Origin of the sequence: Marinimicrobium hydrolyticum (assembly GCF_030848505.1) — a bacterium.
Lineage (GTDB): Bacteria > Pseudomonadota > Gammaproteobacteria > Pseudomonadales > Cellvibrionaceae > JAVDDU01.
In genome coordinates, this window is record NZ_JAVDDU010000003.1 from 41346 (window position 1) to 61802 (window position 20457).

Genomic DNA, 20457 nt, shown 5'->3' on the forward strand with positions numbered 1-20457 from the left:
CTTGAAAGGGTAGCGCAGTGAGCGCGAAAAATCAGGCGGGTTGATCCAAAGCGGCGATTAACGCGTCCACATCCTCGGCAGACTGGGGCGAGAGGTCAATGATGGCGAAACCCGCCCAGTGCTTGCCATTGTGATCGGCATTGCGGGTCCATAGGCAATCCACCCCGAGCTGAATGGTATTGTGGCCATTGAGTGGCTGAGGTAGGTGCAGGTCCAGCTTATAAAGCTTGTCCTCCTCCAGGCGCTGATCGCCCATCAACATGATGCCACGACGGTGAATGTTGACCAGTCGACCCAGGTACACATCGCGCAAGCTGTCGTAAACGTCCACGGCGTCAGTGACTCCATAGCGCTCCAGGCCACGTTGTTGCTTAATGATCATTACCGTCCTCGATCTTGGAGCTCACACGGGAGTTTAGTTGCTGGTAGATGTTTTCCAAGGCCCGCTCGAAAAAAGGTTTGGTGCTGCCGTGGATCACTCTGGCTTTGCCCGCGATCATGTCTCGAGCCAGTTGCAAACCAGAATTCATGGCCATCTTTCGGCCCTTTTGGTCCACCAGCATGTAGTGCAAAGTACGCTTGTTGTACCAGGAGACTTTGAGTCGCCGCCCCCCTTCGTATTCAAACCAAGTGCCGAACTCAATCAATTTTAACGTATCGACGATTTTTTGCTCTTCGGGGGTTACGGGCTCATCCACACCTTCGCCTCGACCAGCTCGTTCTGCCGCCATGGATTCAAGCTTGCTGCGCATAGGGGCCGGAGCCGGAGCCGCCTTGCGGCTTTGCAGAGCCATTTTTTGCAACGAGCGGATGGCGTCAAGTAGCTTACGGCCTTTGGCTTGCTCATAGCCAATGGTATCAAAACCACGCTCCAGCCCTGCCAGCACGTCGTCCTGTATCTCCAACTGCCGGGACTTGTCGTGCTCGAGCAACTTCGGCTCCAGTGTCCACAGCAGCTCTTCGATAAGATTCAGAGCGCCTGTCCAGCTCTCTGAGCGATCGCCGTAGCGTAGAAGCACAAAAGAGAGGTAGTCCGACCAGGGCTGTAGCAATAGGAGCAGCACGGCCGAGGGCAGCTCACGGCCATCGGTACGCTGAATGACTTCGTCGTTCACCCTTTGCTTGGCTTCACGCAATTTTTCTTCGCCTTGCACTTTTTCCAGGGCGCGTCTTTCAATCAGTTCCTGTCGTCGAGCCAGGTTGTGCGTGTATCCATTGAACTCCAGCAGAACTTCGGCAAACAGGCGCACATCGTTTTCAAACTCACCCAGAATACGGAACACGGTGGCCTTGATCTTATCGTACATATCGTACTGGCAAGTTCCGTCGTTGCTGACCCAGCGCGAGCCGGCTTCCGCCAAACTGTTAAGCAGCACCCGAGCCGGATGTTCGGTTTGCTCAAAGAATCCCTTGTCGATAAACGCAATTTTCAGGAAGGGTGTATGCAGATAGCTGAGCAGGGTCTTCACGGAATCGGGTAGGTTATCGTCGGAGAGCATGTACTCAAAGAGCAAACCCACCAGATCAATGGTTTCCATGTCGGCCGCGTCAACCTGCCCCTCGTCATCATCCGCGGTAATCCGAGCCAGCATCTGCTGGCTTACTTCCTGGACCGAGGACGGCATAAGTTCGCCCCCGCTCTGGACCGCCTGGCTCGAAACGTCCAGCGCCTGAACCTGGAGGCTCTGCAACACATCCACCCATTGTTGGCTGGAATAAGCCTGCCGGAGACCCGAATGATAGGGTGTGCCGCCAATGGTGGGCTCCGCATCAACGTCTCCCGCCCCAGACACAGGCGCGCCCGCATACTGCGCCATATGGCTCTGCAGCAGTCGAATAGCGTTGAACAAGCCTGTTTGGTACTGATTATCCGCCGAGCTGCCCACGCCGCTAAGCAAGCGATCGCTGGCACGCCGTTGGGGCACAGCTTGCGGTTCTGTGCTGCCTTCGTCAGGCGCGGCCTCCTGCCCCGCAGAGACGTCCTCAACGGGACCGGAGTCGTCGACCACGGCGGCATAGCGCAAATTGGGCAACACGCCCTCATCAATCAGATAACCATTGATTTGCTCGTAAAGCTCATCAAGGTGTCCAATCAACTCCCGATCAAACGTCTTGTAGCCGATGATTTTGGATTTGTTATCCAGCTCAAGAGAGGCCAAGGAGCGCCGCAAGGCTTCACAAAATTGTACGGGGCTGGCGGGGTTGCTGCGTTCATCGGGCTTTTCCCCGTCGCTAAGCAGCGCCAAGCGCTGCTGCAAGGCCCAAAGTTGACCAGCGAACAAGCTGTCTGCGCGGTGGGTAATAGAGGTGATGGCTATGGTTTCTTCCAGGTCAGAATGCTCCACCAGGGATAACATGTCACCACTGAAACGCTCTTCCCCGGTAAGCGTGTTAAGCATCTTGTTTCTGAACTTGGTGTAGCCATTACTGAGGCGCTGACTGAACTCTTCTTCCACGCTCTTGCGGGACTCGGCCAGATTGCGGCGCACTTCGTACAGGGCCGTTTGCTCGCGATTGGAGCGGGCACGCTCGGCGTAGTCATCCAGCAGCTCGCACCAACTGCGCCAAAAGCCCGGAAAGACGTGGCGTGCATAGTCCACCGTGAGTTCCCGGCAGTGCATCAAACAGCGAGCAATTTGCTGTTGGCTGAGGGGTTGCACTTGATGCGGGGTAGGCGCTTGTGGAGCACCGGGTTGATCTGCGTCTCGGGATCTGGTCATAACATTCTTGTCCGTGATTGCCATCGTTGCGTTCCTCGGGGCATATCCATCGCGCGGTAGTTGCAAGGCTACACCTCTTCGGTAGTCATGACTAGCCAGACGACACCACTTTGCCGGACTACGTCGAGCCGAGGGACTTTAAAATGAGATGTGCAAAAGGTGGTGATACCCAACGAATAGAAGGCACGTAATGTGCCATAAACTCCTGCCTCCGTGACGCCTATCCATTTGCCTGACATTCACATGACTCAAGCCCAGATATGAACCAAATCTGTGCGTGATGCTCGATTTTGGACCATATTGGTGCACCACCCTGAGGCAATTTTCCCCTAACACCGCCAGTCTAGGCGGCTACACAGATTGGTATCGATATTGCTACACCTAAATCGACGTTTATTGTCCGCACTCTGGTGATTCGAGACAATCGCTCATAAGCAGAATGGAAGGCTAGGGTTCCGACCACACACTGGTGCCTGGACCGAGAGCCTTCGACCTTGCAGGTTTGCCTCGCTACGAGGCAGAGGTTACACGGCGGGATAAAAGCCCGGGAGACTCATAACGGACGGTGATGCCAGCGGCACACCTACGTGGCCAGAGTGCTCTTTTAACCGATGTAACCCCTGGAGGTTCACCATGAAGCGAATAACGATCATTCTCCTCAGCCTGGTTCTGTATTCCAACGCGGCCGCCGCCGATTCCTTTAAAGTTTGTTGGTCCATTTATGTGGGCTGGATGCCCTGGGGCTATGGCGAAGAGCAGGGCATCGTCGACAAATGGGCCGACAAGTACGGCATTGAAATCGATGTTGTACAAATCAATGACTATATCGAATCCATCAACCAATACAGTGCTGGCCAATTCGATGCCTGCACCATGACCAACATGGACGCCCTCACCATTCCCGCCGCAGGCGGCGTAGACAGTACCGCCTTAATTGTGGGTGACTTTTCGGATGGCAACGACGGCGTGATCCTAAAGGGTGAAGACAAAACCCTTAGCGATATTCGCGGCCAGCGAGTCAACCTGGTGGAGCTGAGCGTATCCCACTACTTGCTCGCACGCGGACTTGAAACCGTGGGTATGACCGAACGGGATGTGCGAGTGGTCAACACCGCCGACGCGGACTTAGTGGCTGCATTCGGCACCCGCGACGTTACAGCAGTTACCACCTGGAATCCTCTGCTCAACGAAATCCTTAGCCAACCCAACAACACCAAAGTGTTCGATTCCTCTCAGATTCCCGGTGAGATCATGGATCTGCTGGTGGTCAAAACCGACGTTCTGGAGCAGCACCCCGAGCTGGGCAAAGCGCTGGTGGGAGCCTGGTACGAAATCATGAGCCGGATGAGCGATGAAGGTGAAGTGGGTATCGCGGCGCGCACGGCCATGGGTGAGGCTTCGGGTACGGACTTAGCCGGCTATGAAGCCCAGCTGGCCGCCACTCGTATGTTCTACCAGCCAGAAGAAGCCCTCGAACTGGTCAACAGTAAAGACTTGCTGGAAACCATGCAGCGCGTGGCGGAGTTCTCCTTCGAACACGGCCTGCTGGGCGAAGGCGCTGCCAACGCACGCTTTATCGGTATTGAAGCTCCCCAAGGCGTTTACGGCAACACCAATAATATTAAGCTCCGCTTCAACCCCACGTTCATGCAAATGGCTGCCGACGGCCAGCTGTAGATCTGCATTTTCCTATCGGGAGGGCTCGCCCTCCTTGAGGACCTTTTATGAAACGGCTGATTAATCTCACGCCCTCCCGCCCTGTGCAGGTGCTTCTAGGGCTGCTGCCCTTCGCCCTGCTCATCGTGATTTACATGGTGGCCTCGGATGCGCGCCTGGAGATAAACCCCGATGACAAGTTACTGCCCAGCTTTTCACAAATGGGCGCCGCCCTGGAGCGTCTCGCCCTGGAGCCAAGCCGGCGCACGGGTGAGTATGTGTTTTGGCAGGATACCTTGAGCAGTCTGAAGCGTCTGGGCATGGGCATAGCCATAGCGGCCAGCATCGGTTTTACCATCGGTTTGCTCACGGGCGCTCTGCCCAGTGCTCATGCCCCGCTTGCCCCGCTGTTAACCACAATTTCCCTTGTACCGCCCTTGGCGCTACTGCCCATTCTATTTATTGTCTTCGGGTTGGGAGAACTGTCAAAAGTAGCGCTGATCGCCATAGGCGTAGCGCCGTTTATTGCTCGGGATATACAGCGATGCACGCTGGAGATTCCGCGCGAACAGCTGATCAAGGCACAAACCTTGGGCGCCTCCAGCTGGCAAATCATTGTGCGAGTGCTCATCCCTCAGTTGCTGCCGCGTCTTATCAACGCCGTACGTCTGTCGCTTGGCGCAGGCTGGCTATTTCTCATCGCATCTGAAGCCATTGCCTCCACGGACGGACTTGGCTACCGAATCTTCTTGGTGCGCCGCTACATGTCCATGGACGTGATACTGCCCTACGTGGCTTGGATCACCTTCTTGGCCTTCACCCTGGATTGGCTGCTGGCGCAACTGAGCCGATGCTGCTTCACCTGGCACCATCAAGGAGGCGCTTGAGCATGTCCGAACAACCGATGATTAAAGCGCGCAACCTGTGGAAACACTACGGCGACAACACCGTACTGGAGCGTATCAATGTACAGGTACACGCCGGCGAGTTTATTACCATGGTCGGAGCATCGGGCTGTGGTAAAAGCACGTTCTTAAAAATGTTGTTGGGCATGGAGTCGCCCACATACGGTGAGCTGCTTCTGGATGACAAGCCCATTCCCGACGAGCCGGATCAAAGCCGGGGAATTGTTTTTCAACAATACTCGGTCTTTCCGCATTTAACGGTTTTGAAAAACGTCATTATTGCCCGCGAGTTCGAGCACTCCCCGTTGCTCGGCAAGTTGTTTGGCTCCGCGCGCCGACAAGTGCATGAAGAAGCGACCGAACTCCTGGAGACTGTGGGCTTGGCTGACGCCGCCAACAAGTACCCGCACGAGCTTTCAGGTGGTATGCGCCAACGCCTGGCCATCGCCCAGGCATTGATTCGCAGGCCGCGCATTCTCCTTTTGGATGAACCGTTCGGCGCTCTGGACCCGGGCATTCGCAACGACATGCACATACTGATTCGCCAGCTATGGCGCAAACACCAGCTGACGGTCTTTATGGTCACGCACGACATCAAAGAGGGCTTTTCCCTGGGAACCCGCCTGTGGGTATTCGACAAGCTACGCCGGGACAACCAAGCGCCGGAGGCTTATGGAGCCAGCATCACGTACGACATTCCAGTGGGGCGCGCAGATCCCGAAGAGTTGGAAAAACTGACCGGCCTACACGATCCCAGCCCCGTGCTACTGCGTCAGGCAAGCGACTCTTGAGCGATAGGAGACAAACACACATGAGTACACAGTTTTATCAAACCACTCTGCCGGGCAATGGCCACTGGTCACTGCACATGCGCCGGGGCAGCGAGTTAACCATGACGGACCTGGAAGGTGGTGCCAATGTCGGAATGGTGTTTTTTAACCCAGAACTGCTCATGGAGCGTTACAACGCGCCCGATACATTAAAGTGTCAACACACCTTTAAACTCCAGCGGGGCAATTGTCTCTACTCGGACATGGGCCGAGTGTTTGCCTCCATCGTGCATGACGATTTGGGCTGGCACGATACGGTGTGCGGCAACATGAACTCAGCTCAGGTTTTGGAACGCTGGGGCGAGCGAAACTATCAAGAACAGCGCAATGACTGGCTGCAAAACGGTAACGACGCCTTTTTGGTGGAGCTGGCCAAGTACGGCCTAAGCGCCCGCGATCTTCCCGCGAACATCAACTGGTTCAGTAAAGTCGCCAGTGACGACGCAGGCAAAATCCAGCTGGACAGCAGCGCTTCAAAAGCTGGCCAGCAGCTAAGCCTGCGTTTTGAAATGGATACGTTGGTCGTACTGCATACCTGCCCGCACCCGCTCAACCGATCGGAAACGTATCCTCGCAAGCCCGTCCAGTTCGAACTTGGCCGAGCCAAACCGGTTTCCGCTGATGATTATTGCATGAACTTCCGCCCGGAAAACCGGCGCGGTTTTGCCAACAATGCCCTTTACTACAATGAAGCACTCCCCACGGGGGAGCTGTAAGGAGAGTATCCCTATGTCACTCATAGAGAGTTCACTGGATCCCGCGAGCAGCATCGCCCGTCACTGGGTCGGGGCTGGCGATTATTACCTCGGAAAAATTCACCGAGGCCAAACACTGCGCATCCTTGATCTGGAAGGCAACCAGGCGGCCGATGCACTGTTCTACAACGCAGAGGATCCCGCCGAACACTACAGCGCGATGAATACGATTCAGGCGCAGGGCAACCTCTACCTGAGCGCCGGCAGCACTCTTCTTTCGAACAGCAACCGACCACTTCTGGATATTGTGGCCGACACCTGTGGACGGCACGACACCTTGGGCGGTGCCTGCGCCACGGAAAGCAACACCGTGCGTTACGATCTGGAAAAACGCTGCATGCATGCGTGCCGGGATAGTTGGATGCTGGCCATTGCGGAACATCCGGAATACGGTATTCATAAGCGAGATATTTCCCACAACATAAACTTTTTCATGAACGTTCCAGTGACGCCCGAAGGGGGGCTGACGTTTGAGGACGGTATCTCGGCGCCGGGCAAATACGTAGAACTGAAAGCGAAAATGGACATAGTGATTCTGTTGTCCAACTGCCCCCAGTTGAACAACCCATGTAACGGCTATAACCCCACGCCGTTGGAGTTGATTGTTTGGAATTGATTGTTGGAATTGATTGTTGGAATTGGGTGGAAAGGAAAGGATACCCTGCGTTTTGAGACACGCTGTAAATACATCCCTGTACGCTCCGCGTCGGCTTCCTGCCTCCGAGGGTCTCAAAACGCAGGGTATCCTTTCCTGGCAAGTACGGAGTGTACATCAAGACACTGGGATCCTTTCCTAAGCATCCAGCAGTTAGTGGCCAGAGTCGAATATTGACTTGAAAAGTAACAACCATAACTTCAGTGGACGACCACTGTCGAACAGTTGCGCGGGACGGCCCGCCCGGAAAAGCCATGTTTACTAAAGTACTGATCGCCAACCGCGGCGCCATCGCCACACGGATCATTCGGACTCTTAAAAAACTTAACGTAAAATCGGTAGCCGTCTATGCTCAAGCGGATGCCGACAGCCTGCATGTTCGCCACGCTGACGAGGCATTCTGTTTAGGAGAAGGCGGCGCAACCGACACTTACCTGGACAAAGAAAAAATCATCGCCCTCGCTCGGGAAACCGGCGCTGAAGCGATACATCCGGGTTATGGATTTCTCAGTGAAAACGCGGACTTTGTGCGTCAGTGCGAAGCGGCTGGACTGGTCTTTATTGGCCCAAGGCCTGAGCAGATGCTGGACTTCGGCCTCAAACATCGTGCCCGTGATTTGGCACGGCAGGCCAATGTGCCCCTGCTGCCGGGTACAGAACTTCTAAAAGATTCTGCGCAAGCCCTCCAGGCCGCCAGCGATATTGGCTACCCGGTCATGTTGAAAACCACCGCCGGCGGCGGTGGTATCGGTATGCAATTGTGTCATGGCGAAGAAGAACTCAACGCAGCTTTCGACAGCGTGAAACGGATGGGCGCCAATAACTTTTCCGACGACGGCGTGTTCTTGGAAAAATTTATCGCTCGAGCCCGTCACATCGAAGTTCAAGGCTTTGGGGATGGCGCTGGAAAAGCTTTGGCCCTGGGTGAGCGCGACTGCTCCAGTCAGCGGCGCAACCAGAAAGTGGTTGAAGAGTGCCCCGCACCCAACCTTCCTGACGCACTGCGCCAACAAATGCTAGCCACCGCCGAGCAGCTGCTGTCTCAAAGCCAATATCGAAACGCGGGCACGGTTGAATTTATTTATGACCAGGACGACCAGGCGTTTTATTTCCTAGAGGTGAATACCCGCTTACAAGTTGAGCACGGCGTTACCGAAGAAGTCTGGGGCGTGGATTTGGTTGAGTGGATGCTGAGCCAGGCCGCTGGAGAGTTACCGGACCTCGAAACCCTACGCGCGCAACTGAACCCCAAAGGTCATGCGATTCAAGTTCGCCTCTACGCTGAAGATCCCGCGCGGGATTTCCAACCGTGCGCGGGCTTGCTGTCGCAGGTGATATGGCCAACCGAAGCACCGGGTGTGCGCATCGACCATTGGGTTGAATCCGGACTGGAAGTACCCGCATTTTTTGATCCCATGCTGGCCAAAGTCATTGTCTATGCTGAAGACCGTAAAAAGGCTTTGGGCAAGTTGGAGCAGACACTGCACGACAGCAGTCTCTACGGCATCGAAACCAATCTCGGTTACCTAAAAACGTTACTGCGTGATCCAGTACTCGTCGAAGGTCGAATGACCACCCGGTACCTGAACGAGTTTGTATATCAGCCAGCGCGCATTGAAGTGCTTTCGGGTGGTACTCAGACCACCATTCAGGATTATCCCGGACGCAGTGGTTATTGGCATGTGGGGCTGCCACCCTCAGGACCTTTCGACAACTATTCCCTGCGTATTGGCAATCGCCTGTTGAATAATTCCGAACGAGCGGCGGGGCTTGAGATTACTCTTCAGGGGCCGCGCCTGACATTTACGGGCGATACCACTATTGCCCTGACCGGCGCCGACATTGAAGCGCAGTTGGATGGTGAAACCATTCCCCTTTGGCAAACCGTGTCCGTAAAAGCAGGGCAGCAATTAAGTTTGGGTCGCATTAAAACCAGCGGCGCTCGGGCCTATTTGTGTATTGCCGGGGGTATTCAATGCCCGGATTACCTGGGCGCCAAGGCCACTTTTACGCTCGGCCAGTTTGGCGGTCACAACGGTCGTGCCTTACGGGCCGGAGATGTCCTGGCCTTGGATGCCAACACCGCGAAAGTGCCCGAATGTACAGCGCCGGAAACGCTCAAACCTGTGATCGAAAACCACTGGGAACTGCGGGTGATTTACGGTCCCCACGGTGCGCCCGACTTTTTCACCGCAGAAGATATTAAAACGTTTTTTACCCACAACTGGGAAGTACATTACAACTCCAGTCGCACCGGTGTACGCCTTATAGGCCCCAAACCTAAATGGGCGCGTGAGTCAGGGGGCGAAGCCGGCATGCACCCCTCCAACATTCATGACAATGCTTACGCATTTGGGACCGTGGATTTCACCGGTGATATGCCGGTGATCTTGGGCCCGGATGGTCCCTCTCTCGGAGGCTTCGTTTGCCCGGCGACGGTGATCACGGCGGATTTGTGGAAGCTGGGCCAACTGCGCGCTGGCGATACCCTGCGCTTCATACCGGTCGACTTGCCCGACGCGGTCAAGCTGGAGGCCCACCGCGAAACGACGCTGGCCAAGCTTACCGACGCCTCAGAGCCGGCCATAGAGCCACAGCCATTAGACCAATTATCCAGTCCGATTTTGGCGAAACTGGACGCCGCGCAATACGGTGAAGAGATTGTGTATCGCGCTGCGGGGGATCACTTTCTACTGGTGGAGTACGGCCCCCTGGAGCTGGATATCCGCCTGCGGTTTCGCGCTCACGCGCTGATGCAGTGGCTGGAGCAAAATCCTCTACCCGGCTTGCGCGAACTCACTCCAGGCATACGCAGTTTGCAGATCCACTACAATAGCCAGCAACTATCGGCTGCTCACCTCATTGAGCATTTGCAGGGTGGCGAAGCGGCCTTGGCCGGCCAGCTCGACGAACTCAGTTTGCCTTCCCGCATTGTGCATATACCTTTAAGCTGGGACGACGAAGCCTGTCAGTTAGCGATTCAGAAGTATCAGCAGTCAGTACGGCAGAATGCCCCCTGGTGCCCAAGCAACCTAGAGTTTATTCGGCGCATTAACGGCCTGGAGAGCATCGATGAGGTGAAACGCATCGTGTTCGATGCGTCGTATCTGGTGATGGGCCTGGGGGATGTGTACTTGGGGGCTCCCGTGGCTACACCGCTGGACCCAAGGCATCGATTGGTCACCACCAAGTACAACCCCGCGCGCACCTGGACGGCGGAAAACTCCGTTGGCATCGGAGGCGCTTACTTGTGTATTTACGGCATGGAAGGTCCAGGTGGCTACCAGTTTGTGGGCCGGACCTTACAAATGTGGAACCGCTACCGAAAGACCGAAGCTTTCGAAAATCCCTGGCTGTTGCGCTTCTTCGATCAAATTCGCTTTTACGAAGTCAGCGGCGACGAGCTGCAACAAATTCGCCGTGATTTTCCCGTAGGCCGATACCCCATAAAGATTGAGCAGACTCAATTCAGCCTGAGCGACTATCAAGACTTTGTCGAACAGAACCAGGAAGAGATCGCCCACCTGGGAGCCAGTCGTCAACAGGCTTTCGATGAGGAACTGGCGCGCTGGCACGCCGATGGACAGTTCGATTATCAACCTCCAGAGACACCGAGCGATGACTCCGAAGAAGAAATTCCGGAGGACGCCATTCGAGTCGACAGTTCTGTTTCCGGTAGTGTCTGGCAAACCCAAGTGGACGTGGGTCAGCGAGTGGAAGCCGGTACTGTCTTGCTGGTGTTGGAGTCAATGAAAATGGAAATCAGCATTACGGCGCCGTGCGCTGGCCGGGTCACCCAGATGCTAAAAGGTCAAGGAGCACGCGTCGAAGCGGGCCAAACCCTCGTGGTACTCACCGAAGACCACTGACGAATCTCTCCACCTAACCCTGCGCCTTCATCTTGATTTCTCTCAAGATGAAGGCGTTTTTTTTTGGTCAAATACTTGTGCTGAACAATGATTTTTTAATTTTTACAGAATTTAATCACAATTAATTGTGATCCAAAATTTTGTCCCCCGCGTAAAGCCTCTGGGTAGTCCTTAGATTAACAACATACTACAACCAGGAGCTATACCGATGAATATTTTCTATAAAGGCTTGGGAGTCTTAACACTCTCTTTGGGGCTTGTCGCCTGTGGAAGTAGCAGCAGCACTGGGTCTCAGACCACGAACCCGCCCACCGAAACCTTAGGCTCAGTCGTTGACGTGGCGATGGAGAACGGTAATTTCACCACGCTGGTTACCGCTCTGCAGACAACTGGCCTGGATGCCACTCTCGACGATCCCGAAGGCAACTTTACGGTTTTTGCACCTACGGACGATGCCTTCGCTCTGTTAGGCACTGAGACGATTAATGGTCTGCTCGCCGATACTGACACTCTCTCCGATATCTTGCTGTATCACGTTGTGGTGGGTGCTGAGCTGGACTCTGAAGCTGCCATTGGTGCAGCGGGCAGCACTTTGGAAATGGGCAACGATAGCAGGGTCGGTTTATCGCTTTCAGGGGGTTCACTACTGGTGAACTTGTCGACAGTAACCGTGACTGATGTTCAGGCCGACAACGGCGTAATTCATGTGATTGACGCGGTGCTTATGCCCCCGGCCGAACGAGGCGAACCTACGGAGAGCATTGTTGATATCGCGCTGGGTAACGAAGACTTCTCTACTCTAGTAACAGCTCTGGACACCGCTGGCCTGGTTGAAACATTGGCCGATGAAGACGAAACCTTTACGGTTTTTGCACCCACCAATGCGGCCTTTGCCGCGTTAGGAGAAGAAAACGTAGAGGCACTGCTGGCTGATATGGAGGCACTCTCAAGCGTTCTCTTACAACACGTAGTGGCCGGAGAAGTAAATTCCATTTCCGCTTTCGCAGCCAACGGCACCAGCATTGAAACCGCAAGCGGAGCCAGTATTGATGTCACTATCAGCAACGGCACTTTGCGTGTCGGTGGTGCCGCCGTAACCGTGACCGATATCTATGCCACAAACGGTATCGTGCACGTCATCGATGCTGTGATCACTGGTGACGTAGATCTTCCAGCCCCCCCTATGTCCATCGTAGAAGTGGCTACCGAGGCCGGCAATTTTGAAACCCTCTTAGCGGCACTGGACGCTGCTGGATTGACCGGCGCACTGGACGACATGGACGCTGATTTGACCGTGTTCGCGCCCACCGATGAAGCCTTTGACAAGCTGCCGGAGGGCACAGTAGACAGCCTGCTGGCAGACCCAGAAACCCTGGCAAACATACTGCTTTACCATGTGTACGACCAAGGTAGCGTCCTGGCGAACGACGCCATCGGCATCGCCGATGGGGACAGCTCACTGATCACCATGGCCAATGAAGACATGGCTGCACTGTCCCTGTCTGGAGACAGTCTGCTGATCAACTTGTCCGCAGTAACCACTAGCAATGTAATGGCTGACAACGGCGTGATTCACGTGCTTGATACGGTGATGATGCCCCCTGTTGCTAAAGGCGAGCCAACGCAAACCATAGCCGCCATCGCTGCCGACACCCCAGAGCTGAGCACCCTGGTTACTGCTCTGGACACCGCTGACTTGGTGGATACGTTTAATGACGAAGACGCCACCTTCACGGTATTCGCCCCCACCAACGACGCCTTCGATGCGTTAGGCGAAGACAATCTCAACGCCCTGCTGGACGACATAGACGCGCTTACCGCGGTATTGGCCCAACACGTCGTAGCCGAAGCGGAGATCAATTCGATTAACGCATTTGCCGCCAACGGCTCGTCCGTATCCACCCTGCTCGACGCGATGGTGGATGTGGAAATTATCGACGGCGCCTTGTATGTAGGCGGTGCCCAAGTGATCATAACCGACATCTACGCCAGTAACGGCGTGGTTCATGTGATCGATACGGTTATCATCGGCGACGTAGAGTTGCCCGAGTCCTGAGCACAGACGGAGGTATCAGAGCAAAAAAAACGCCCGCATATAGCGGGCGTTTTTTTGCACTTGCGTTACACCACGAACAATCCGTGGCCAACAAGTTAACGGCTTATTCGTCGGTTGAAACCTGTTCCGCCGAATCACTATCACCGTTTTTGTCAGCATCAACTTCTTTGATAGACAGCTTGATGCGACCACGCTGATCCACATCCAGGCACTTAACCTTCACGACTTGGCCTTCTTTCAGGTAATCGTTCACGTCATTGACGCGCTCGTCGGCGATCTGGGAAATGTGTACCAGACCATCTTTACCGGGCAGGAAGTTAACGAAAGCACCGAAGTCCATGATGCGAACGACTTTACCTTCGTAAATAGCACCAATCTCAGCTTCGGCGGTAATGCTGGCAACGCGGTCAACGGCCGCTTGCAGGGCAACACTGTCGTCGGCGTAGATCTTAACGGTACCGTCATCGTCGATGTCCACGGATGCGCCGGTCTCTTCAGTAATGGAACGGATAGTGGCGCCGCCCTTACCGATGATGTCGCGAATCTTGTCTGGATGCACCTTGATGGTTTCAAAACGTGGAGCATTGTCGCTCACGGTCTCACGGGACTTGGCCAGGACTTTGTTCATCTCACCCAGGATGTGCAAGCGCGCTTGCAGGGCCTGATCCAGGGCCTTCTCCATAATTTCTTCGGTGATACCCTGAATTTTAATGTCCATTTGCAAAGCGGTGATACCACTGGTGGTACCGGCAACTTTAAAGTCCATATCACCCAGGTGATCTTCATCACCCAGAATGTCGGTCAGTACCGCATAGCCGTTGTCGTCTTTCACCAGGCCCATGGCGATACCCGCCACTGGCGCTTTCAGAGGAACACCGGCATCCATCAACGCCAAGCTGGCGCCACACACGGAAGCCATAGAACTTGAACCGTTGGACTCGGTGATTTCACTCACCACCCGCAAGGTGTATGGGAAGTCGTCCGCTTTGGGCAGAACCGCACCAACGCCGCGTCGAGCCAAACGGCCGTGGCCGATTTCACGCCTTCCAGTACCGCCCATGCGGCCACACTCACCCACCGAGTAGGGAGGGAAGTTGTAGTGCAGCATGAAGGGGTCTTTACGCTCGCCTTCGAGGGCATCGATGATTTGTGAATCGCGGGCATTACCCAGAGTCGCAACCACCAGCGCCTGAGTTTCACCGCGGGTGAACAGAGCTGAACCGTGCGCTTTTGAAAGCACACCCACTTCCACGTCGATTGGACGTACAGTTTTGGTGTCACGGCCATCGATACGGGGCTTACCGGCAACGATGTTTGCTCTTACCAGCTTCTTCTCCAGGCTGGCAAAGGCGCCCTTCACATCATCACTGGTGATACCGGCGTCTTCGTTGACCAGCTGCTCAACCGCCTGATTACGCAGTTCGGTCAAACGCTCATAGCGCTTGGATTTATCGGTGACGCTGTAAGCGGTTTCCACTGAAGAGGCAAACTGCTCCGCCAGCTGAGAGGCCAGTGAAGTGTTTGCTTCAGCCGCTTGCCATTCCCAGCGTGGCTTACCGGCATCACGAGCTAATTCGGCGCACGCTTGAATGACAGTTTGCATTTCCTGGTGAGCGTAAAGTACAGCGCCCAGCATGATGTCTTCCGGAAGCTCCATTGCTTCAGATTCCACCATCAGCACGGCGTCTTTAGTGCCCGCGACAACCATGTTCAATTCGGACTGCTCAAGTTCAGCGTAATTCGGGTTGAGCAAATAGCCTTCGTCTGGTGAATAGCCAACGCGCGCGGCGCCAATCGGGCCATCAAATGGAATGCCAGACACAGCCAAAGCCGCGGAGGTGCCGATCATGGCCGGAATATCCGGGTCCACTGCCTTGCAGGTTGACATCACAGTACATACGACCTGCACTTCATTCATAAAACCCTTTGGAAACAGCGGGCGAATGGGGCGGTCGATCAGACGGGAGGTCAGAGTTTCTTTCTCGGTGGGACGGCCTTCACGCTTAAAGAAACCACCGGGAATCTTGCCCGCGGCGTAGGCACGCTCTTGGTAAAACACGGACAGCGGGAAAAAGCCCTGTCCTGGGACGGCTTCTTTTGCGCCCACGACTGTACACAGAACGGCTGTATCACCCATAGTGACCAGCGCTGCGCCGGTAGCCTGGCGGGCTATGCGGCCTGTTTCCAGCGTTACTGTCTGGTTACCGTATTGGAATTTTTTGATAATCGGATTCACTCTTCTATCCTTCTTCATCTACATTGCATGTGTTTGTACATCATCTAACTACAGATACTTTTTACAGATACTTTCTACAGATAATTCTTACAGAGACTTTCTACAAAAAGCGCCTACCGGTGTATCACCACCAATAGAATCACCGAAACGCACTCGCGTGGTCTCGGCGTGCCTGTCCGGCTAATGCCGGACAGCGGAAAAAAAAGTGCCCGCAGAGCGGGCACGAAAGACGTTAGCGACGCAGACCCAAGGTTTTAATCAGATCGGCATAACGCGAAGTGTCTTTGGCTTTCAGGTAATCCAACAGCTTACGACGCTGGTTTACCATGCGGATCAGACCGCGGCGCGAGTGGTGATCCTGCTTGTGGCTCGCGAAGTGTCCTTGCAGCTTGTTGATGTTTTCAGTCAACAGCGCTACTTGAACTTCCGGAGAACCCGTATCACCTTCACCCGTTTGATGCTTCTTAACAACTTCAGCTTTTTCAGCAGCACTCAGTGCCATAACCATTTCCTCATTTAATATGCGGTTTTTAATTACTGCCTCACCCGTGCATATTTACAGGTGGGCTAGTCGCGGTAGTCCGAAGAGTACCGCCTCTTATTTGCCCTGAGCGCTAAACCCTAGGAGCAAATTGGGTCGGGGGAACCGACGACAGCCTGATTGGCCACCAGCCGCCTGGGCGCCACTTGACCGTCATCGGTCAGTTCGCCCAGCCCCAAAAACTGCTTCTCGTCACCGAGAAAAACTCGAACCATATCACCTTCATCGCCCAGGCGGTAGACCTGCGGGTCCATCACCGGGTTGCCCAAGCGGAAGTAGTATCCACTGGCTTCCGGCAGTATCAAAGCCGGTAAACTGGCCACCGGGGCGTCACTTGGAAGCAGGTGATGATCCAGCTGTTCCGCCAGTCCTTCGCCACGCTCCGCCTCCAGGGCTTCTAATGTCGTGGCACGACTCAAATCGAACAGACCTGTCGCCACCCGGCGCAAAGCGTCAACGCGGGCACCACACCCTAAGGCTGCCCCCAAGTCTTCTGCCAGGGTACGGATGTAGGTTCCCTTGCTACAGTGCACTTCCACGTCCACTTCCGCCGCAGCGCCGGGACGAAACGCCAGTAGCTCTATGCCGTAAATGGACACTGGCCGGGCCTTCCGTTCCACCTCCTTGCCTTCGCGCGCCAGCTTGTAGAGGGGTTGCCCCTGGTGCTTAAGCGCAGAATACATAGGAGGTACCTGCATAATGTCGCCTTCCAACTGTGCTAAGGCGCTCTGTACCTGATCGCGGGTCAAGCCGTCGGTATTGGTCTGACTGAGCACCTCGCCGTCGGCATCACCTGTACTGGTCGTTTCTCCGAGGCGAAATGTGCACTGGTAGCGCTTGTCCGCATCCAGTAGAAACTGGGAAAACTTCGTGGCCTCACCAAAACAAATAGGTAAAAGACCCGTAGCCAGAGGGTCCAAACTCCCCGTATGACCCGCCTTGGCGGCGAAGAACAAACGTTTGGCTCTCATTAAGGCATGGTTCGAACTTAACCCCAAGGGCTTGTCCAGCAACAAAACGCCGTCCAGAGCGCGACCTTTTTTTTGCCGACCCATTACTTCGCCTCGTCGTCCTTCTGATCATCGTCAGCTGGATCATCATGGCGGGCACGATCATCGGCCACCGCCCGGTCGATCAAAGACGATAATTCCTGGCCGCGAATCGACGTCTTATCGTATACAAACTGCAGCCGGGGCACGGTGCGCATGTTCAGTTCTTTCGCCAGCAGGCTGCGCAAAAAACCGGCCGCCTTATTCAGTACTGCTGCGCTTTCCTGTCCGATTTCGTGATTGTCGTTGCCCACAAAGGTGACGTAGACCTTGGCATAGGCCATATCCCGAGTCACGGTTACATCGTTGATGTTCACCATGCCAATACGTGGGTCGCGAATCTCCTGGGGAATCAGCTTCGCCAGCAAGCGCTGAATAGCGTCCGATACCCGGTCTGAACGGGTAAATTCTCTAGGCATGAGCCTCTAGACCTCTCAATAAAATCGCTGTTCCGTTCTCCACAACTACAAACGAAGCGCCCCGGCACAGAGTCTCAGTCCGTGCCGGGGCGCCCGAATGGCACCGGATTAAAGCTCCCGAGCCACCTCTTTCACGTCATAGACTTCGATCTGATCGCCGACTTTCACGTCGTAGTTTTTCACGCCGATGCCACACTCCATGCCGTTGCGCACTTCGTTGACATCGTCTTTGTAACGACGCAGTGACTCCAGCTCACCTTCGTAGATCACCACGTTATCGCGCAATACCCGGATGGGTTTGTTGCGATACACAGTGCCTTCGGTAACCATACAGCCTGCCACCTGTCCAAACTTGGGCGAACTGAATACTTCACGCACGTCAGCAATACCGACAATGGTTTCCACCCGCTCGGGTGACAACATACCGCTCAAGGCGCTTTTCACGTCGTCCAGCAATTGGTAAATAATGCTGTAGTAACGTATTTCTACGCCTTCGGATTCGGCCAGTCGACGAGTCGGAGCACCGGCCCGGACGTTAAAGCCGATCACGATGGCACCGGACGTTAACGCCAAGTTAATATCGTTTTCAGTGATACCACCAACGCCGGAGGAGACGACGTGCACTTCCACCTCCTCGTTGCCGATCTCAGCCAAAGACGCCTGAATGGCTTCCATGGAGCCCCGCACATCGGCTTTAACCACAACCGGCAGAACTTTCTTCTGTTCGGAGTCCATGCCAGCGAACATGTTTTCCAGTTTCGCGGCTTGCTGGCGCTGCAGTTTTTCTTTGCGCTCTTTCTCAACACGGAACTCGGCGATTTCCCGCGCTTTGCGTTCGTCACTCAGTACGGCAAAGTCGTCGCCAGCGCTGGGGGCGTTATCCAAACCGAGAATTTCCACGGGTGAGGAAGGACCCACTTCTTTAACATCCTGGCCCAGCTCGTTGGTCATAGCGCGAACGCGACCGTAACTTTGACCGGCAAGAACCAAGTCGCCGTGCTTCAAGGTACCCTGCTGAATCAACAAGGTGGCTACGACGCCGCGGCCTTTATCGACTCGGGATTCAACGACTACGCCCTTGGCGGGTGCATCTTTAACGGCGGTCAACTCCAGGACTTCTGCCTGTAGGGACACGGCCTCCAGGAGCTGGTCAATGCCGGCGCCAGTGTGGGCGGAAACTTCAACGAATTGAGTATCACCGCCCCACTCTTCTGGAATAACTTCCTTGGCAACCAATTCATTCTTAACTCGCTCGGGATCAGCGCCTTCTTTGTCGCACTTGTTAATGGCCACAACAATGGGCACACCAGCGGCGCGGGCGTGAAGAATCGCCTCTTCGGTCTGCGGCATAACACCATCGTCCGAAGCCACCACCAGAATCACCACGTCGGTACATTGAGCACCGCGTGCACGCATCGCTGTAAAGGCGGCGTGACCCGGGGTATCCAGGAAGGCGATCTCGCCATGTTCGGTTTTCACTTTGTATGCACCAATGTGCTGGGTAATACCCCCAGCCTCACCGGAAGCCACTTTGGTTTCCCGAATGTAATCCAGAAGAGAGGTTTTACCGTGGTCAACGTGACCCATAACGGTAACCACTGGCGCGCGCGGTTGAGCTTCGCCCTCATAAGAGAGTTCTTGCTCCAGTGCTGTCTCAATGTCGTCTTCGCTGACCAACTTAACTTGGTGGCCCATTTCTTCAACAACAATTTGGGCGGTTTCCTGATCGAGAGGCTGATTGATGGTGGCCATGGCGCCCATCTTCATCAACTGCTTGATCACCTCACCCGCCTTCACACTCATGCGTTGAGCCAGCTCTGAGACGACGATGGTTTCAGGCACTTCAACTTCGTGAACAATCTTTTGTGTCGGCTTCTTAAACGCGTGCTTGTTGGACGCTTTGTGCTGAGCACGCATGCTCTTGCGCCGCGCCAATACTTCGTCGGACAAGCCTTCATCTTCTACCAGGGCGTACAATTCCGCCTTGGAGCCTTTTTTAGGCCCTAAGGTGCGTTTGCCCGCTTTGCCTGCACGCTTGCGGTGTTTGGATTCTTCATCGCCATCTTTGGGCTCACGGCGCTCTTTTTTCTTACCGTGTTTAGTGTCTTCCTTATCCGCTGGTGGCGCGGTTGGCACTATAGGGACAGGCTCCTGCTCTTTTTTGGTGTCTTCTTCACGCCGCGCTTCTTCCCGCGCTTTCAATTCAGCCTGATGGCGCTCTTCTTCAGCGCGACGCCGTTCCTGTGCGGCCAGACGCTTCTCTTCGGCGTCATCCACAAAAGAGGAGCGCGTCGGCGCCTCCGGTGCGGGCTCGGACACTACGGGTTCTACAGGCGTTTCAGCAACCGGCGGCGTTGGTTCGGGCGCCGCCACTTGCTCCGGCGCTTCTACTTCCGCTTCGGTTTCCAATTCCTGCGGATCGCGCTTAACGTAGGTACGCTTTTTACGCACCTCGACATTAACTGTCTTACGCGCGCTGCCGCTACCGGTTTTCAGCGTGGTAGTCGTCTTACGCTTCAACGTAATTTTAGCGGGTCCGGACGAGGCTTCCCCGTGGCTGGTCTTCAGGTAAGTCAACAATTGTTGCTTTTCCTCGTCAGACACCATTGCGTCTTCTGCTTTTTGGCTCAAGCCGGCCTCTTGCATCTGCTTAAGCAGTCGCTCGACCGGTGCGCCTACAGATTTGGCGAGTTCGCTAACTGTTACTTCTGCCATCGTTTTTCCTCAGTCTTTTTCATTGCCCGAGATAATCGGAGCCCCTGCTTG

At 55.0% G+C, this 20457-nt stretch carries 14 protein-coding genes and 1 riboswitch; of the genes, 7 read left to right on the forward strand and 7 right to left on the reverse strand.

The features are described 5' to 3' along the window. Positions 1–31: 31 nt before the first annotated feature. On the reverse strand, positions 32–382 hold the full coding sequence (locus RBH33_RS06330; RefSeq protein WP_306731310.1) for a PilZ domain-containing protein: 351 nt from the start codon (positions 380–382) through the stop codon (positions 32–34). Beyond that, complete coding sequence (locus tag RBH33_RS06335; RefSeq protein WP_306731311.1) at positions 372–2720, reverse strand: DUF1631 family protein; 2349 nt, start codon at positions 2718–2720, stop codon at positions 372–374. The genes RBH33_RS06330 and RBH33_RS06335 overlap by 11 nt, the downstream gene beginning before the upstream one ends. A 436-nt stretch (positions 2721–3156) precedes the next feature. Further along, positions 3157–3273: riboswitch (guanidine-I (ykkC/yxkD leader) on the forward strand. Between the two features lie 80 nt (positions 3274–3353). Here RBH33_RS06335 and RBH33_RS06340 point away from each other — a divergent pair. The 7 genes from RBH33_RS06340 (at position 3354) to RBH33_RS06370 (ending at position 13446) form a co-directional block, all read left to right on the forward strand. Further along, on the forward strand, positions 3354–4397 hold the full coding sequence (locus RBH33_RS06340) for a putative urea ABC transporter substrate-binding protein (protein ID WP_306731312.1): 1044 nt from the start codon (positions 3354–3356) through the stop codon (positions 4395–4397). 47 nt (positions 4398–4444) lie between these two features. Continuing rightward, entirely contained in the window at positions 4445–5263 is an 819-nt protein-coding gene (locus tag RBH33_RS06345) for an ABC transporter permease (protein WP_306731313.1), read from the forward strand. A 2-nt stretch (positions 5264–5265) separates the two neighbouring features. Then, the gene (locus tag RBH33_RS06350) at positions 5266–6072 is read left to right on the forward strand and encodes an ABC transporter ATP-binding protein (protein WP_306731314.1); all 807 of its coding nucleotides are present in this window, start codon (positions 5266–5268) and stop codon (positions 6070–6072) included. A gap of 20 nt (positions 6073–6092) precedes the next feature. Next, positions 6093–6827, forward strand: a complete 735-nt coding sequence (locus tag RBH33_RS06355; protein WP_306731315.1) for an urea amidolyase associated protein UAAP1 — start codon at positions 6093–6095, stop codon at positions 6825–6827. A gap of 13 nt (positions 6828–6840) precedes the next feature. Further along, positions 6841–7482, forward strand: coding sequence for an urea amidolyase associated protein UAAP2 (locus RBH33_RS06360; RefSeq protein ID WP_306731316.1), 642 nt, complete (start codon positions 6841–6843; stop codon positions 7480–7482). Between the two features lie 293 nt (positions 7483–7775). Next, positions 7776–11390, forward strand: coding sequence for an urea carboxylase (uca, locus tag RBH33_RS06365; RefSeq protein ID WP_306731317.1), 3615 nt, complete (start codon positions 7776–7778; stop codon positions 11388–11390). 208 nt (positions 11391–11598) lie between these two features. Next, positions 11599–13446 (forward strand): fasciclin domain-containing protein, encoded by a 1848-nt coding sequence (locus tag RBH33_RS06370; RefSeq protein ID WP_306731318.1) that lies wholly within the window; start codon positions 11599–11601, stop codon positions 13444–13446. Between the two features lie 103 nt (positions 13447–13549). Here the strand turns inward: RBH33_RS06370 and pnp are convergent, their stop codons facing one another. The 5 genes from pnp to infB form a co-directional block, all read right to left on the reverse strand. Then, positions 13550–15682 (reverse strand): polyribonucleotide nucleotidyltransferase, encoded by a 2133-nt coding sequence (gene pnp / locus RBH33_RS06375; protein WP_306731319.1) that lies wholly within the window; start codon positions 15680–15682, stop codon positions 13550–13552. Positions 15683–15914: 232 nt separating this feature from the next. Beyond that, on the reverse strand, positions 15915–16184 hold the full coding sequence (gene rpsO / locus RBH33_RS06380; protein ID WP_306731320.1) for a 30S ribosomal protein S15: 270 nt from the start codon (positions 16182–16184) through the stop codon (positions 15915–15917). A 119-nt stretch (positions 16185–16303) separates the two neighbouring features. Continuing rightward, a complete protein-coding gene (gene truB, locus RBH33_RS06385; protein WP_306731321.1) occupies positions 16304–17278 on the reverse strand; it encodes a tRNA pseudouridine(55) synthase TruB in 975 nt (324 codons plus the stop codon). Next, positions 17278–17691 (reverse strand): 30S ribosome-binding factor RbfA, encoded by a 414-nt coding sequence (gene rbfA / locus RBH33_RS06390; RefSeq protein WP_306731322.1) that lies wholly within the window; start codon positions 17689–17691, stop codon positions 17278–17280. Before rbfA ends, truB begins: the two co-directional genes overlap by 1 nt. Positions 17692–17799: 108 nt before the next feature. Next, positions 17800–20406, reverse strand: coding sequence for a translation initiation factor IF-2 (gene infB / locus RBH33_RS06395; protein WP_306731323.1), 2607 nt, complete (start codon positions 20404–20406; stop codon positions 17800–17802). Positions 20407–20457: the final 51 nt, after the last annotated feature.

What these genes read in the sequence shown, in the direction of transcription:
- RBH33_RS06330 (WP_306731310.1), bottom strand. Translation starts at nt 382, where the DNA reads ATGATCATTAAGCAACAACGTGGCCTGGAGCGCTATGGAGTCACTGAC.
- RBH33_RS06335 (WP_306731311.1), bottom strand. Translation starts at nt 2,720, where the DNA reads ATGACCAGATCCCGAGACGCAGATCAACCCGGTGCTCCACAAGCGCCT.
- RBH33_RS06340 (WP_306731312.1), top strand. Translation starts at nt 3,354, where the DNA reads ATGAAGCGAATAACGATCATTCTCCTCAGCCTGGTTCTGTATTCCAAC.
- RBH33_RS06345 (WP_306731313.1), top strand. Translation starts at nt 4,445, where the DNA reads ATGAAACGGCTGATTAATCTCACGCCCTCCCGCCCTGTGCAGGTGCTT.
- RBH33_RS06350 (WP_306731314.1), top strand. Translation starts at nt 5,266, where the DNA reads ATGTCCGAACAACCGATGATTAAAGCGCGCAACCTGTGGAAACACTAC.
- RBH33_RS06355 (WP_306731315.1), top strand. Translation starts at nt 6,093, where the DNA reads ATGAGTACACAGTTTTATCAAACCACTCTGCCGGGCAATGGCCACTGG.
- RBH33_RS06360 (WP_306731316.1), top strand. Translation starts at nt 6,841, where the DNA reads ATGTCACTCATAGAGAGTTCACTGGATCCCGCGAGCAGCATCGCCCGT.
- uca (WP_306731317.1), top strand. Translation starts at nt 7,776, where the DNA reads ATGTTTACTAAAGTACTGATCGCCAACCGCGGCGCCATCGCCACACGG.
- RBH33_RS06370 (WP_306731318.1), top strand. Translation starts at nt 11,599, where the DNA reads ATGAATATTTTCTATAAAGGCTTGGGAGTCTTAACACTCTCTTTGGGG.
- rpsO (WP_306731320.1), bottom strand. Translation starts at nt 16,184, where the DNA reads ATGGCACTGAGTGCTGCTGAAAAAGCTGAAGTTGTTAAGAAGCATCAA.
- truB (WP_306731321.1), bottom strand. Translation starts at nt 17,278, where the DNA reads ATGGGTCGGCAAAAAAAAGGTCGCGCTCTGGACGGCGTTTTGTTGCTG.
- rbfA (WP_306731322.1), bottom strand. Translation starts at nt 17,691, where the DNA reads ATGCCTAGAGAATTTACCCGTTCAGACCGGGTATCGGACGCTATTCAG.
- infB (WP_306731323.1), bottom strand. Translation starts at nt 20,406, where the DNA reads ATGGCAGAAGTAACAGTTAGCGAACTCGCCAAATCTGTAGGCGCACCG.